This is a genomic window from uncultured Bradyrhizobium sp. (genome assembly GCF_936943645.1).
GTDB lineage: Bacteria > Pseudomonadota > Alphaproteobacteria > Rhizobiales > Xanthobacteraceae > Bradyrhizobium.
This window is the reverse complement of sequence record NZ_CAKZJO010000043.1, coordinates 22,561-36,563: the sequence shown is the minus strand read 5'-3', so window position 1 is coordinate 36,563 and position 14,003 is coordinate 22,561. Positions and strand designations below refer to the sequence as shown.

11 protein-coding genes and 1 pseudogene are annotated in these 14,003 nt (G+C 65.6%); 10 read left to right on the top strand and 2 right to left on the bottom strand.

Annotation, left to right across the window (positions count from 1 at the left end; translation table 11 throughout):
* Positions 1–239: 239 nt before the first annotated feature.
* Positions 240–2,018, top strand: coding sequence for an acyl-CoA dehydrogenase (locus Q0743_RS06210; protein WP_298240694.1), 1,779 nt, complete (start codon positions 240–242; stop codon positions 2,016–2,018).
* A 124-nt stretch (positions 2,019–2,142) separates the two neighbouring features.
* Here the strand turns inward: Q0743_RS06210 and Q0743_RS06205 are convergent.
* A pseudogene (locus tag Q0743_RS06205) lies at positions 2,143–2,550 on the bottom strand (MFS transporter); the annotation flags it as partial.
* Positions 2,551–2,802: 252 nt separating this feature from the next.
* Between Q0743_RS06205 and Q0743_RS06200 the strand changes: the two are divergent.
* The 9 genes from Q0743_RS06200 to Q0743_RS06160 all read left to right on the top strand — a co-directional run bounded on the left by Q0743_RS06200 (position 2,803) and on the right by Q0743_RS06160 (position 13,283).
* Positions 2,803–3,561, top strand: a complete 759-nt coding sequence (locus Q0743_RS06200; protein WP_298240693.1) for an enoyl-CoA hydratase-related protein — start codon at positions 2,803–2,805, stop codon at positions 3,559–3,561.
* A gap of 191 nt (positions 3,562–3,752) precedes the next feature.
* Positions 3,753–5,414: a bifunctional UDP-sugar hydrolase/5'-nucleotidase gene (locus Q0743_RS06195; protein ID WP_298240692.1), complete on the top strand. Its 1,662-nt coding sequence runs from the start codon at positions 3,753–3,755 to the stop codon at positions 5,412–5,414.
* A gap of 129 nt (positions 5,415–5,543) precedes the next feature.
* On the top strand, positions 5,544–6,473 hold the full coding sequence (locus tag Q0743_RS06190; protein WP_298240691.1) for a histone deacetylase family protein: 930 nt from the start codon (positions 5,544–5,546) through the stop codon (positions 6,471–6,473).
* A 73-nt stretch (positions 6,474–6,546) separates the two neighbouring features.
* Positions 6,547–6,798 (top strand): exodeoxyribonuclease VII small subunit, encoded by a 252-nt coding sequence (locus Q0743_RS06185; protein ID WP_014497196.1) that lies wholly within the window; start codon positions 6,547–6,549, stop codon positions 6,796–6,798.
* A gap of 628 nt (positions 6,799–7,426) precedes the next feature.
* Positions 7,427–9,355, top strand: coding sequence for a 1-deoxy-D-xylulose-5-phosphate synthase (gene dxs, locus Q0743_RS06180; protein ID WP_298240690.1), 1,929 nt, complete (start codon positions 7,427–7,429; stop codon positions 9,353–9,355).
* 189 nt (positions 9,356–9,544) lie between these two features.
* Positions 9,545–10,099, top strand: a complete 555-nt coding sequence (locus Q0743_RS06175) for a nucleoside 2-deoxyribosyltransferase (RefSeq protein WP_298240689.1) — start codon at positions 9,545–9,547, stop codon at positions 10,097–10,099.
* 25 nt (positions 10,100–10,124) lie between these two features.
* Positions 10,125–10,859: a TlyA family RNA methyltransferase gene (locus Q0743_RS06170; RefSeq protein WP_298240688.1), complete on the top strand. Its 735-nt coding sequence runs from the start codon at positions 10,125–10,127 to the stop codon at positions 10,857–10,859.
* On the top strand, positions 10,852–12,099 hold the full coding sequence (locus Q0743_RS06165) for a methyltransferase (RefSeq protein ID WP_298240687.1): 1,248 nt from the start codon (positions 10,852–10,854) through the stop codon (positions 12,097–12,099). Before Q0743_RS06170 ends, Q0743_RS06165 begins: the two co-directional genes overlap by 8 nt.
* A 110-nt stretch (positions 12,100–12,209) precedes the next feature.
* The gene (locus tag Q0743_RS06160; protein WP_298240686.1) at positions 12,210–13,283 is read left to right on the top strand and encodes a Tat pathway signal protein; all 1,074 of its coding nucleotides are present in this window, start codon (positions 12,210–12,212) and stop codon (positions 13,281–13,283) included.
* Here the strand turns inward: Q0743_RS06160 and Q0743_RS06155 are convergent.
* The gene (locus Q0743_RS06155; protein WP_298240685.1) at positions 13,280–13,894 is read right to left on the bottom strand and encodes a hypothetical protein; all 615 of its coding nucleotides are present in this window, start codon (positions 13,892–13,894) and stop codon (positions 13,280–13,282) included. The two genes, Q0743_RS06160 and Q0743_RS06155, sit on opposite strands and share 4 nt — an antisense overlap.
* Positions 13,895–14,003: the final 109 nt, after the last annotated feature.

The following is a 14,003-nucleotide window of genomic DNA, read 5'->3' as shown; positions in this document are numbered from 1 at the left end:
CGGCGGAAGACCGGGCTACCGCAGATTCCCTCGAGTGTTGCCGGTCTATAGGGAGAGAAGCGGCATTTCAACCGCCTGAAGGGGCAAAATACCACAGGTGCCGGCCGGGAGCCGCGCCACACCTTATTATGGGGATTATAGGGGCGGGTAGAATTCCGATGCGGTGCCGTATCGCACCCATTGAGACCTCTCCCGTTTCATGGGAATACGGCGGCAATATCTGTCCACGGGAGTGAACCATGACCTACCGCGCGCCGATCAATGACATGCTGCTGTCGCTCAACCATGGCGCCGGCCTCAAGGCCGCCGTGGAGGCCGGTCATTACGGTGATTTCGACACGGATATCGCCGCGGCCGTGCTGGAGGAAGCCGGAAAGTTCGCAACCGACGTGCTCGCCCCGCTGAACAAAGTCGGCGACGAGCACGGCATCAAGCTCGATGCCGGCAAGGTCACGACCGCGCCGGGCTGGCCGGACGCCTACAAGCGCTGGACCGAGGGCGGCTGGAACGCGGTGTCCGGCCCGGAAGATTTCGGCGGCCAGGGCCTGCCGATCGCGATCAATGCCGCCTGCACCGAGATCTGGAGCGCCGCCAACGTCGCCTTCGGCCTCTGCCCGCTGCTGACGGCCTCGGCGATCGAGGCGCTGGATGCGCATGGCAGTGACGAGCTGAAGACGATCTATCTGGAAAAGCTCGTCTCCGGCGAATGGACCGGCACCATGCAGCTGACCGAGCCGCAGGCCGGCTCCGACGTCGGCGCGCTGCGCACCCGCGCCGAGAAGCAGGCCGACGGCACCTATCGCATCAAGGGGACGAAGATCTTCATCACCTATGGCGAGCACGACATGACCGACAACATCGTGCATTTCGTGCTGGCGCGCCTGCCGGACGCGCCCGCTGGGACCAAGGGCATCTCGCTGTTCCTCGTGCCGAAGTTCATGGTCAATGCCGACGGCTCGCTCGGCGCCCGCAACGACATCTTCGCCTCCGGCGTCGAGCACAAGCTCGGCATGCATGCCTCGCCGACCTGCACCATGACCATGGGCGACCATGGCGGCGCGATCGGCTTTTTGATCGGCGAAGAGAACCAGGGCATGCGCTGCATGTTCACGATGATGAACCAGGCCCGCCTCGGCGTCGGCCTGGAAGGCGTCGGCGTTGCCGATCGCGCTTATCAGCAGGCGCTGTCTTACGCGCAGGAGCGCAAGCAGGGCCGCGCGGTCGGCAAGAAGGGCGACGGCTCGGACGCGATCTTCGTGCATCCGGACGTCAAGCGCATGCTGATGCGGATGCGGGCGCAGACCGCCGCCGCGCGCACCATCTGCTATGCCACTGCGGTCGCGATCGACGTCTCGACCCGCGCCAAGGACCCCAAGGTGCGCGCCGATTCCGCCGCGCGCGCGGCGCTGCTGACGCCGATGGCAAAAGGCTATTCCACCGACATCGGCAACGAGGTCGCCTATCTCGGCGTGCAGATCCATGGCGGCATGGGCTTCATCGAGGAGACCGGTGCCGCGCAGCATTATCGCGATGCGCGCATCACCGCGATCTACGAGGGCACCAACGGCATCCAGGCGATTGATCTCGTCACGCGCAAGCTGGCGGCCAACGGCGGCGCCTCGGTGTGGGCGCTGCTCGACGAGCTCGCGGCCACCGTCAAACAGGTTGAAGCCTCCAACGATCCCGCCTTCGGCACCACCGGGGCAAAACTGCGTGAAGCGCTCGACGCATTGACGCGCAGCAGCAAATGGCTGCTGGAGCGCGTGACGTCTGCGCCGAACGAGGCGCTGGCCGGCGCAACGCCCTATCTGCAGCAATTCGGCGCGACGCTCGGCGGCTGCCTGCTCGCCTCCGAGGCACTGGCCGCGAAAGCCGACGGCAACACGGACGCCGCGCGCTATGTCTCGCTCGCCCGCTTCTTCGCCGAGAACATCACCGTGCAGGCCGGCGCGCTCGAGCGCACGGTGACGGAGAGCGCGGAGTCGGTCGCGGCGGCGGATGCGGTGCTGCTGGGGTAAGTCCGTCATCCTGAGGTGCGAGCCATGCGACGCAAAGCGTCGCATGGAGAGCCTCGAAGGATGAGCGGCCGAGATATCGCAGCCGGGCCGTCGCCCTTCGAGGGCCGCTGAAGAAGCGGCCACCTCAGGGTGACGGTGATAGAGTGTGAGAATCTTCCAGCCTCCTCCCCGGCCGCCACAGCACGAGGCCGGCGGCCACCAGATCGAGCGCGACACACAGCGCAAAAGCCGTCGTGCAGTTGCCGGTGAGGCTGCGCACCACGCCGACGAGCCCTGGACCGAAGGCGCTGACGACGCCGCTGATCGAGGTGCCCAATCCCATAGCAGCTGCGAAGGCGCCTGCGCCGATCTCGCGCTGGATGATCAGGGGCGGGAACGTGATCATGTTGCCGATCGAGAAGCCATAAACGGCGCAGCACAGCAGCAGCATGGTCGGGCTCGCGCTCTGCAGGAGAACGAGCAGCGCCGCCGCCTGGCTCGTCATCGACGCCGCGCAGCCAAGGCGCGGATCGAGCCGGTCCACGAACAGGCCGCGACAATCATCGATCGGGCAATCGGTCAAATGGAACCACGGGATCGTGCACCACAACCAGCGGTTTTTCAAACGAAACATTGGAGCCGATTGTTGCGATGCGTGACGGCGACGGCTGCCATGCGCGGCCTCGCCAAATCCGGCGGCGAAAACTTTGACCCAGCGCATTGGCACGCCTGCGGGATGATGTAGGCTGATGCTCGGCGAGGCTCGCAAAGCGGCAAGCGTCGCGGCGACTCGCAGGGAGTTCTCATGCCGAACGGCAACATCGTCGTCACCGAAGAGCGCGGAACGCGTGTGATCACCCTGCGACGCCCGGGCAAGAAGAACGCGATCACCCAGGACATGTACCGGGAAATGGGTCGCGCGATCGACACCGCGCAGAACAACCCCGATATCCGCTGCATGATCATCACCGGCGGCTCCGGCGTGTTCACCGCCGGCGACGACATCGACGATTTCATGCACGCCGACACATCGCGCCCGGAGACGCTGTCGGAAGGCGCCAAGTTTCTCTATTCGCTCGCCCTCAACGTCAAGCCGATCATCGCGGCCGTCGACGGCGCCTCGATCGGCATGGGCACGGTGATGCTGTTTCATTGCGACTACGTGCTCGCCTCGAACGCTGCGACCTTTTCCGCACCCTACATCCATCTCGGCCTGGTGCCGGTCGGCGCAGCCAGCCTCTTGATGCCGAACACGATGGGCTATCAGCGCGCCTTCGCCATGCTGGTGATGGGGCGGACCTTCTCCGCCGCGGAGGCCCATGCCGCCGGCTTCGTCAACTCCGTGGTGTCGCCGGGACATACGGAGGTCGAGGCGCGCAAGGTGGCGCGCGATATCTGCCGCCTGCCGGCCGAGGCGGTCGCAACCTCGCGCAAGCTGCTGCGCGCGCCGGCCGAAGAGCTCACCCGCCGCATCGACCAGGAAGGCCATCTGTTCGGCGAGCGGCTGAAGTCGGACGAAGCGGTGGCTGCGTTCAACGCGTTCGCGAACCGGAAGAAGCGGTAGGGCGAACCCGCGCCAAGCCAACAGAATCGCAGGGTGGGCAAAGGCGCACTTGCGCCGTGCCCACGCCTTAAGACGTGGGCACGCTCCGCTTTGCCCACCCTACGAGACCGTGGTTGAGGACAGATCTCTCATCCCGCACGTTCACGACAATGCTTCGTGAAATCTTCGCGCGGACCGACTAATCTGGTTCCATGCGATACCGATCCATCCTTGCCGCTCTCGCGCTGACGCTCACCTTTGCCCTCCCCGCTGCGGCCCAGACCGCCGCCGCCGTCGAGTTGCGGATCCTTGCGATCAACGACTTCCACGGCAATCTGCGCCCGCCGCCGGGCGGCATCCGCATCAGCGATCCCGAGGACAAAAGCAAGAAGGTGATGGTCGCGGCCGGCGGGGCCGAATACATGGCGACGCTGGTCAAGCAGCTGCGCGAAGGACACAAGAACACGATCTTCGTCGCCGCCGGCGATCTGATCGGCGCGAGCCCGTTCCTGTCGGCGATGTTTCACGACGAGCCCTCGATCGAGGCGCTCTCGATGATGGGGCTTGCGATCACCTCCGTCGGCAACCACGAATTCGACGAGGGCAAGGCCGAGCTGCTCAGGATGCAGAACGGCGGGTGCCATCCGGTCGACGGCTGCCAGGGACCACATCCCTTCACCGGCGCCAAATTCCGCTATCTCGCGGCGTCCACCGTGGAGACAGCGACCGGTAAAAGCGTGCTGCCGCCCTACGAGATCAGGGAATTCGACGGCATCCCCGTCGCCTTCATCGGGCTGACCTTGAAGGAGACGGCGGGCATCGTCTCGCCCGCGGGCATCGCCGGGCTCGAATTCCGCGACGAAGCGGAGACGGTGAACGCGCAGGTCGCGCAGTTGAAGGCGCGCGGCGTCGAAGCGATCGTGGTGCTGATCCACCAGGGCGGCGAGCCCGCCGGCGACTACAACGAATGCCCAGGGATCACGGGGCCCATCGTCGATATCGTCAAGAAGTTCGACCGCGCCGTCGACGTGGTCGTCAGCGGCCACACCCACCGCGCCTATGTCTGCGACATCGACGGGCGGCTGGTCACCAGCGGCGACAAATACGGTACGCTGGTCACCGCGATCGACCTCAAGCTCGATCCCGGCACGCGCGACATCGTCAGCGCCAAGGCCGACAATATGCTCGTCGCCAACGCTTCGCTCGCGAAGGATCCCGAGCAGACCGCGCTGATCGACGCCTACGACCGGGTATCCGCGCCGATCGCCAACCGGCCGGCGGGATCGGTGACTGAGACGCTGTCGCGCATGCCGAATGAAGCCGGCGAAAGCGCGCTCGGCGACGTCATCGCGGACGCGCAGCTTGCCGCGACCAGGTCGGCCAAGGATGGCAGCGCCGTCATCGCGCTCACCAATCCCGGCGGCATACGCACCGATATCGTGCCGAAAGAAAACGGGGCGATATCCTTCGGAGACGTCTTCGCCAGCCAGCCGTTCCGCAACCGCCTCGTCACGATGACGCTGACCGGCAGCCAGCTCAAGGACATGCTGGAGCAGCAATGGCTCGACCCGAAGCGGCCGCGGATCCTCCAGGTCTCGAACGGATTCAGCTATGCCTGGGATGCGTCCAAGCCATTCGGTGAGCGCGTGATACCCGAGCGGATGATGCTGAGCGGCCGGCCGATCGAACCTGGAAGCGGCTACCGCATCACCCTCAACGATTACCTCGCCGTCGGCGGCGACGGTTTTACCGTCGCCAAACAGGGCACCTCGCCGCAATATGGCGGCTACGACGCGGACGCGCTGTTCGCGTTCTTCCGGGCGCACGGGCCGATCGGTCCGCTACCGCCCACCCGTATCCTGCGGGTGAATTGATCCGGATCAATCGGGCCGGCTCGCCCCTTTGCCATTGCCATCCAAGCGCATAGATTGTGTCAGGCGTTGCGTTTTGGCGCCGGATGCGTCAAGCGACGACAAGAGCCCGTTTCCTGTGAGGCCGACCTGATGAGCACGCTTCTTCTCTCCCACAAGGCCTGCCTCGACCACGTCACCCCACCGGGACACCCTGAAAGGCCCGATCGCCTGCGTGCCGTGGAAGAAGCGCTGTCGCATGAGCGCTTCCAGTTCCTGGCGCGCGATCTGGCGCCGGAGGGCGACCTCGATCTCGTCACGCTCTGCCACAACGAGCATTACGTCACCGAGCTGCGCCACATCGCGCCCAGCAGCGGGCAGGTCTATATCGACGGCGACACCTCGATGTCCCCCGGCACGTGGGAAGCGGTGATGCGCGGCGTCGGCGGCGCGGTCGCAGCGACCGAAGCGGTGATGAACGGCGAGCATCGCAACGCCTTCGTCGCGGTGCGCCCGCCCGGACATCACGCCGAGATCGGCAAGCCGATGGGCTTCTGCTTCTTCGACAATGTCGCGATTGCCGCGCGCCACGCGCAGCGCAAATTCGGCATCAAGCGCGCCGCCATCGTCGATTTCGACGTGCATCACGGCAATGGCACGCAGGACATCTTCTGGTCCGATCCCACCGTGATGTATTGCTCGACGCACCAGATGCCTCTGTTTCCGGGCACCGGCGCCAAGGGCGAGCGGGGCGATCACGACACCATCGTCAACGCGCCGCTCGCCTCCGAGGACGGCGGACCGGAATTCCGCTCCGCGTTCGAGAATTTGATCCTGCCGCAGCTCGAAAAATTCAGCCCCGAGCTCGTGGTCATCTCCGCCGGCTTCGACGCGCATTACCGCGATCCGCTGGCCTCGCTGAATCTGCGCGCGGAGGACTATGCCTGGGTGACGCGCAAGCTAATGGATCTCGCCGACAAGACCGCGGGAGGACGCGTTGTGTCCGTGCTCGAGGGCGGCTATGACCTGCAAGGACTGAAAGAATCTGTTACGGCGCATGTCGGCGCCCTGATGGGCGCTTGACGCACCCGCCACATTAAGCCCGCAAAACCCGCCTTCACTGCGGGTCAAGCGAATCGGGCGATCGGAAACGGATATGGCCGAAAACACCCAAGTCGACGTCTCCAGGCTCACCTTCGAGCGCGCGATCGAGGAACTCGAAACGATCGTGAAGCGGCTCGAGGATGGCAAGGTGCCGCTCGAGGAATCCGTGACGATCTACGAGCGCGGCGAGGCGCTGAAGCGCCGCTGCGAGGAATTGCTGCGCCAGGCCGAGGCGCGCGTCGACAAGATCACCACCGATGCCAGCGGTCAGGCCGCCGGCACGGCTCCGCTCGACGTCCAGTAGGCCGCCCCTTCCCAATCCGTTGCCGACCGCGTTTCCGTGAAATTTCTTCGCGGCGAGGCACCGCCGTCCGTCTCGCTTTCGTGATTGCACGGTGCCCTGCCTTCCGGCAGGCCGTGGTTCCATCCGGACGGGCCTGGACCCCAGTTGCGGATCAGCCCTCTTCGCGGACCAAAAAGGCGCTCATTCGGTCCAAAAAGCCGCCAAAGAACCGGGCAGGCCAGGAACCCCCGGTCCCCGCCCGCGGTTAACCACTCTGGCCCGGCAGTTGCACCTGCATACCCCTAATCGGTCCGGCGGGTTGGCTTTGGCCCAAGCTTTGGTGTAAAGCTGCGCGGAGTGTGGCTTTTTGCAAGCCTTGCGTGGGCACCGATTACCGACGACAAGCGCTTCAAACTGCTAATGAAATTGGCTGGGACGGACGAAGCCGATCTAAGTGACAGGGATCACAGAGACTGAACCGGAGCGCACTTAAGCTTACCTAAGCTTGAAGACGGGGTTGTCAGCTTGAAGAAGAAGCTTGGCCCCATGCAGGTGGCTCCGACGGTTTGAGGACTCGCGCTGCGCCGATATTGTGCAAACCCATCGCGCACCGGAATGACCTTCCGGCGCTGACAAATTGGAAATCGCCGTGAACGCATATAGCAAGACGCCGCTTCTCGACACCATTCGGACGCCGGAAGACCTGCGCAAGCTCAAGATCGAGCAGGTTCGCCAGGTTGCCGACGAGCTGCGGCAGGAGACCATCGATGCCGTCTCGGTGACCGGTGGTCACTTCGGCGCGGGTCTCGGCGTGGTCGAGCTCACCACCGCGATCCATTACGTCTTCGACACGCCGCGCGACCGGCTGATTTGGGACGTCGGCCATCAGGCCTATCCGCACAAGATCCTCACCGGTCGCCGCGACCGCATCCGCACCTTGCGCACCGGCGGCGGCCTCTCCGGCTTCACCAAGCGCAGCGAGAGCGATTACGATCCGTTCGGCGCGGCGCACTCCTCGACCTCGATTTCGGCCGGCCTCGGCATGGCCGTCGCGCGCGACCTCTCGGGCGGCAAGAACAACGTTATCGCCGTGATCGGTGACGGCTCGATGTCGGCGGGCATGGCTTACGAGGCCATGAACAATGCCGGCGCGATGAACTCGCGCCTGATCGTCATCCTCAACGACAACGACATGTCGATCGCGCCGCCGGTCGGCGCCATGAGCGCCTATCTGTCGCGCCTCTACTCCGGCAAGACCTATCGCACGCTGCGCGAGGCGGCCAAGCAGATCAACAAGCGCCTGCCCAAGATCATTGCCAACCGCGCCAACCGCGTCGAGGAATACTCCCGCGGCTTCATGATGGACGGCGGCACGCTGTTCGAGGAGCTCGGTTTCTATTACGTCGGCCCGATCGACGGCCATAACCTCGACCATCTGCTGCCCGTTCTGAAGAACGTGCGCGACATGGAGACCGGCCCGATCCTGGTCCACGTCGTGACGCAGAAGGGCAAGGGCTACGGTCCGGCGGAAGCCTCCGCCGACAAGTACCACGCCGTCGTCAAGTTCGACGTCGCGACCGGCACGCAAGCCAAAGCCAAGCCGAACGCGCCGGCCTACCAGAACGTGTTCGGCCAGAGCCTCGTCAAGGAAGCCCAGAAGGACGACAAGATCGTCGCCATCACCGCGGCGATGCCGTCGGGCACCGGCGTCGACATCTTCAACAAGGCCTTCCCCGACCGCACCTTCGACGTCGGCATCGCCGAGCAGCACGCGGTGACCTTCGCCGCCGGTCTTGCGACCGAGGGCTACAAGCCGTTCTGCGCGATCTACTCGACCTTCCTGCAGCGCGGCTACGACCAGATCGTGCACGACGTCGCGATCCAGAACCTGCCCGTCCGCTTCGCGATCGACCGCGCCGGCCTCGTCGGCGCCGACGGCGCGACCCATGCCGGCTCGTTCGACAACGCCTATCTCGGCTGTCTGCCGAACATGGTGATCATGGCAGCTAGCGACGAAGCCGAGCTGGTGCACATGGTGGCGACCCAGGTCGCGATCAACGACCGTCCGAGCTCGCTGCGCTATCCGCGCGGCGAAGGCCGCGGCGTCGAGATGCCCGAGGTCGGTATTCCGCTCGAGATCGGCAAGGGCCGCATGATCCGCCAGGGCAGCAAGATCGCCCTGCTCTCCTTCGGCACCCGTCTCGCCGAATGCGAGAAGGCGGCCGACGAGCTCGCCGCCCATGGCCTCTCGACCTCGATTGCCGATGCGCGCTTCATGAAGCCGCTCGACACCGAGCTGGTGCTCAAGCTTGCCCGTGACCACGACGTGCTGATCACCATCGAGGAAGGCTCGATCGGCGGCTTCGGCTCGCATGTCGCGCAGTTCCTGACCGATCAGGGCGTGCTCGACACCGGCATGGTCAAGTTCCGCTCGATGGTGCTGCCCGACGTGTTCCAGGACCACGACACTCCCGCCGCGATGTACGGCCGCGCCGGTCTCGACGCCAAGGGCATCGTCGCCAAGGTGTTCGAGGCGCTCGGCAAGGACGTCAAGGCCGAGACGGTCAAGCTCGCCTAAGGCTGCTCTCTTCACCTCTCCCGCTTGCGGGAGAGGTCGCGCCGCAGGCGCGGGTGAGAGCTCTGTCCTCTTGGGGTTCTCGCTTGTGGAGACATCCCACCCCAACCCCTCCCCCCGCAAGCGGGAGAGGGAGGAGAAACTGCGCACTGCGGCTCGCACCTCGATCCAAATTTTTCCGGCTTTGGCTCCATGAAGATCTATCTGGCAGGCCCCGACGTGTTCCTGCCGGATGCGATCGAGATCGGCCGGCGCAAGGTCGATATCTGCGGCCGCTACGGCCTCACCGGCCTCTATCCCCTCGACAACGCCATCGATCTCGTCGCGCCCGATGCTGCGCGCCAGATTTTTTGCGGCAACGAGGCGATGATGGATGCGGCTGATGCCATCATTGCCAACCTCACCCCGTTCCGCGGCGCCGGGGCCGATCCCGGTACCGTCTACGAGCTCGGCTACATGGCCGGCCGCCGCAAATTCTGCCTCGCTTATTCCAACGATGGCGCCACCTACGCCGACCGTGTCTCGCGCTTCATGGACGTCACCTCCGAAGACGGACGACTGGTCGATGCCCAGGGGCTGACGGTCGAGGATTTCGGCCTCGTCGACAACCTCATGATGATCCATGCACTGGAGCTGCACGGCTGCCCGCTGGTGACGCCAGCCACCATGCCGATCGACGTCTGGCACGATCTGGCCGCGTTCGAGACTTGCGTCCGGATGGCGGCCGGGCGATTGATCGCACCATAAGCGTCAGTCCCTGTTGAGAGAACCGATGTCCCCTGCCCGCAAGCGCGCGGATGTTCTTCTGGTCGAGCGCGGCCTGTTCGAGAGCCGGGCGCGGGCGCGCGCGGCCATCGAGGCCGGGTTGGTCACGGCCGACGACAAGCCCGTGGCAAAGCCCTCGGAGACGATCGCCGAGGACGCGGTGATCCAGGCCGAGCCCGCCCATCCCTATGTCTCCCGCGGCGGCGTCAAGCTCGCCGGCGCGCTGGAGCGCTACCCCATCGAGATCGAGGACCATGTCTGCCTCGACGTCGGAGCCTCCACCGGCGGCTTCACCGAGGTGCTGCTGGCGAACGGCGCGAGCCTGGTGTTCGCGATCGACGTCGGCACCAGCCAGCTGCATGCCTCGCTGCGCGGTCATTCCAAGATCGTGTCGATGGAGGAGACCGACATCCGCAGCTACGAAGGCAAGCGGCTGCCGGCGCGGCCCGATGTGGTCGTCATCGACGTCAGCTTCATCTCGCTCAAGACCGTGCTGCCGGTGGCACTGTCCCTCGCCGCGGCGCCGATGAGCCTGCTGGCGCTGATCAAGCCGCAATTCGAGGCCGACCGGAAACACAACAAGAAGGGCATCGTCCGCGATGCCGCCGTGCATCAGGAGATTTGCGACGACATCGCCGCCTTCGCCGCCTCGCTCGGCTGCACCGACATCAAGGTGTTCCCGTCGTCGATATCGGGCGGGGACGGCAACATCGAATTCTTCCTGGGTGCGCGCCGTGGTTGAGCGTCTGACCATCGATCACGTCGGCCATCGCGGCGATGGCGTCTGCGTGACCGCGGGCGATGCGCTCTACGTGCCCTACACGCTCGGCGGCGAGACCGTCGAGGTCGATCACGTCATCGGACATCACCCTGATCGACGCAAGCTGCTCGCCGTGGAGGTCGCAAGCCCGGAACGCATCGCGCCGTTCTGTCCGCATTTCGGCGTCTGCGGCGGCTGCGCCATCCAGCATTGGGCGGCCGAGCCCTATCACGCCTGGAAGCGCGGCATCGTGGTGGAGACGCTGGCGCAGGCCGGCATCGATTGCGAGGTCGCGCCGCTGGTCGATGCCCATGGCGCCGGACGCCGGCGCATCACCCTGCACGGCCGCTTCGGCACGCATGACATCCTCAAGGTCGGTTTTTCCGCGACGAGCTCGCACGACGTCATTCCCATCGATCGCTGCCCCATCCTCGATCCCGCGCTCGACGGCGCGCTCGAGGCCGCCTGGGCGATCGCCGAGCCGCTGACGTCGAAGATGCCGGTGACCAAGCCGCTCGACATCCAGGTCACCGCGACCGCCAACGGCCTCGACGTCGACGTGCGCGGCTCCGGTCCGCTGCCCACCGCGCTGGTCACGGCGCTGTCGCGCGTCGCCGAGCAGCACCGCCTGGCGCGGCTGACGCGGCATGGCGAATTGGTGCTGCAACGCCTGCCGCCGACGGTGAAGATGGGCCGCGCCGAGGTGACGCTGCCGCCGGGCTCGTTCCTGCAGGCGACGGTGGCGGGCGAGGAAACGCTGGCCGCGCTCGTCACTGAGCGCATCGGCAAGGCCAAGGAAGTTCTCGACCTCTTCTGCGGCGTCGGGCCGTTCGCATTGCGGCTTGCCGAGAAGGCCCGCGTCACTGCCTACGACAGCGATGCCGGAGCCGTTGCTGCGCTGGCGAAAGCCGCGCGCGCGCCAGGCCTGAAGCCGATCAAGGCCGAGCCGCGCGACCTGTTCCGCCGCCCCCTGGTGCCGCCGGAGCTGCGCGACTTCGACGCCGTCGTGTTCGATCCGCCGCGCCAGGGCGCGCAGGCACAGGCGCTGAAGCTTGCCGCCAGCAAGGTGCCCGTGGTGGTCGCCGTGTCCTGCAACGTCGCCACCTTTGCCCGCGACGCACGGCTCTTGATCGACGGCGGCTATCGGCTTGAGGCCGTCGTGCCGGTCGATCAATTCCGCCACACGCCGCATGTCGAGCTGGTGGCGCGGTTCACGCGGTAGTCCGCAAGCTCATAATCGAGCAAGCGTCCTCCAAGCTTGATGCCAGTCAATCGCGCCAGGTTCGCTGACGTTAAAAGCGTCCTGCGCAATTCAACGTGGAGCGGACGTCCGTGGTTGACCGACGACAGTTCATCGCAGCCGCGCTCGGCCTTTCCGGGGTAGCGATCGACACCGCTGCAGCTGCGGCCATGACCTACGATGAAGCGGTAGCGGCGTCGCGCGCTCCACTGCAGTCGGCGCCGCGGGATCGCGAGCTCGTGCGCTTTGCCACCCTCGCCGCCAACAGCCACAACACCCAGCCGTGGATCTTCTCGGCACGCGGCAACGAAATCGCGATCTCGCCGGATTATTCGCGCCGCTGTCCGGCCGTCGATCCGGACGACCATCACCTGTTCGTCAGTCTCGGCTGCGCCGCCGAAAACCTCATCCTCGCCGCGTCCGCGCTGGGCTGGCGCGCCAACCCGGTCATCGACGGCGACCGAATCGTGGTCACGCTCGAGCAAGCGCCGCCGGCCGCATCGGCGTTGGCAGCCGCGATTCCGGTCAGGCAATGCACGCGCGCGACGTTCGACGGCAAGCCGGCCACGCCCGAGACCTTGCGCCGGCTCGAAGATGCCTGCCGCGAACCTGATGTCACGGCTCTCCTGCTGACCGAGCGCGCCGCGATCTCTGGAGTTACCGACTATGTGCTCGAAGGCAATTCGGCGCAAATGCGCGACAAGGCCTTCATGCGCGAGCTCGTGAGCTGGATTCGCTTCAACGAGGCGGAGGCACTTGCGACCATGGACGGGTTGTTCGCGCCCGCCTCGGGAAATCCCTCTTTGCCCTCATGGCTGGCGCGGTCGCTGCTGAACCTCTTCTTCACCGAGAGCGGCGAAAACAAGAAGTATCGCGAACAGCTCACCAGCTCCGCGGGCATCCTCGTGCTCGCCGCCGATCGCAGCGACAAGTCGCACTGGATCGCGGTCGGCCGCGCCTGCCAGCGCTTCGGCTTGCAGGCGACCGCGCTGGGACTCAAATATTCCTTCGTCAACCAGCCGATTGAGGTGGCGGCGCTGAGGCGGCAATTTGCGGCCTCGCTCGATCTTGGCGAACGCCGCCCCGACATCGTGATGCGCTTCGGAGCCGGTCCGGACCTGCCGAGATCGCCGCGGCGTCCGCCGGAGCTGGTGATGCGACCCTAACGCCGAAGGCCGCTCAGGGCCGGCGACTCGCCGGGCAGCATGTTCGATCGGATGTCGCTGTCCATGCGGCCGGAGTCCAGCTGGGTGAACCCGGCCCCGAACGACAGGCTGAGATTGGAGGTCGGCTTGAACTCAACGCCCGCAAATGCGCTGGTGCCGGGCGCCGTGCCTGATGTCAGCGGCGCAACCGAGCTGCCGATGCCGTTGCCGAATTTCAGCGTATCGACACCCGCAAAGAAGGTGACAGGCATGCCGCCCAGGCTTTTGGTGGTGTAGCCGAACTGCGTACTATCAAAGGACAGCGCGCTGAAATTATTGGCAAGTCCGGCCTGATTGAATCCGGCCTGACTGAGGCCGCTCCAATTGAGATTGCCGCGCTGGCTGCCGACGAAGAAGCCGTTCGCAAAATTGGTGCGCCCGCCGGCCTCGTCGGTATTGAAACCCGAAAAACTGCCGTAAGGATCGGAGCTCTGGCCGTCGCTGCCGCCAAAGCCAAACGGTCCGCCCGGTATGAAATATCGCAGCGGCGCGACTTGCGCATGAACCGCCTTCCCGCCGAGGCAGAGCAAGGCGAGAGCTGCAAGAGCGCATGTACGTCCGAGGTCGAACATTTTGGCTACCGTCTAAACCACCGCAAAACTATACTCCTCGACCATCATCAATGCCAGCGGAGTGACCGGGCCGTCCTCACGCCCGCAGGTCTTTTGGGGAACCGCGCCC

Bases quoted from the DNA above. Each gene is read 5' to 3' on its own strand.
- Q0743_RS06210 (WP_298240694.1), top strand. From the start codon at position 240: ATGACCTACCGCGCGCCGATCAATGACATGCTGCTGTCGCTCAACCAT.
- Q0743_RS06200 (WP_298240693.1), top strand. From the start codon at position 2,803: ATGCCGAACGGCAACATCGTCGTCACCGAAGAGCGCGGAACGCGTGTG.
- Q0743_RS06195 (WP_298240692.1), top strand. From the start codon at position 3,753: ATGCGATACCGATCCATCCTTGCCGCTCTCGCGCTGACGCTCACCTTT.
- Q0743_RS06190 (WP_298240691.1), top strand. From the start codon at position 5,544: ATGAGCACGCTTCTTCTCTCCCACAAGGCCTGCCTCGACCACGTCACC.
- Q0743_RS06185 (WP_014497196.1), top strand. From the start codon at position 6,547: ATGGCCGAAAACACCCAAGTCGACGTCTCCAGGCTCACCTTCGAGCGC.
- Q0743_RS06175 (WP_298240689.1), top strand. From the start codon at position 9,545: ATGAAGATCTATCTGGCAGGCCCCGACGTGTTCCTGCCGGATGCGATC.
- Q0743_RS06170 (WP_298240688.1), top strand. From the start codon at position 10,125: ATGTCCCCTGCCCGCAAGCGCGCGGATGTTCTTCTGGTCGAGCGCGGC.
- Q0743_RS06155 (WP_298240685.1), bottom strand. From the start codon at position 13,894: ATGTTCGACCTCGGACGTACATGCGCTCTTGCAGCTCTCGCCTTGCTC.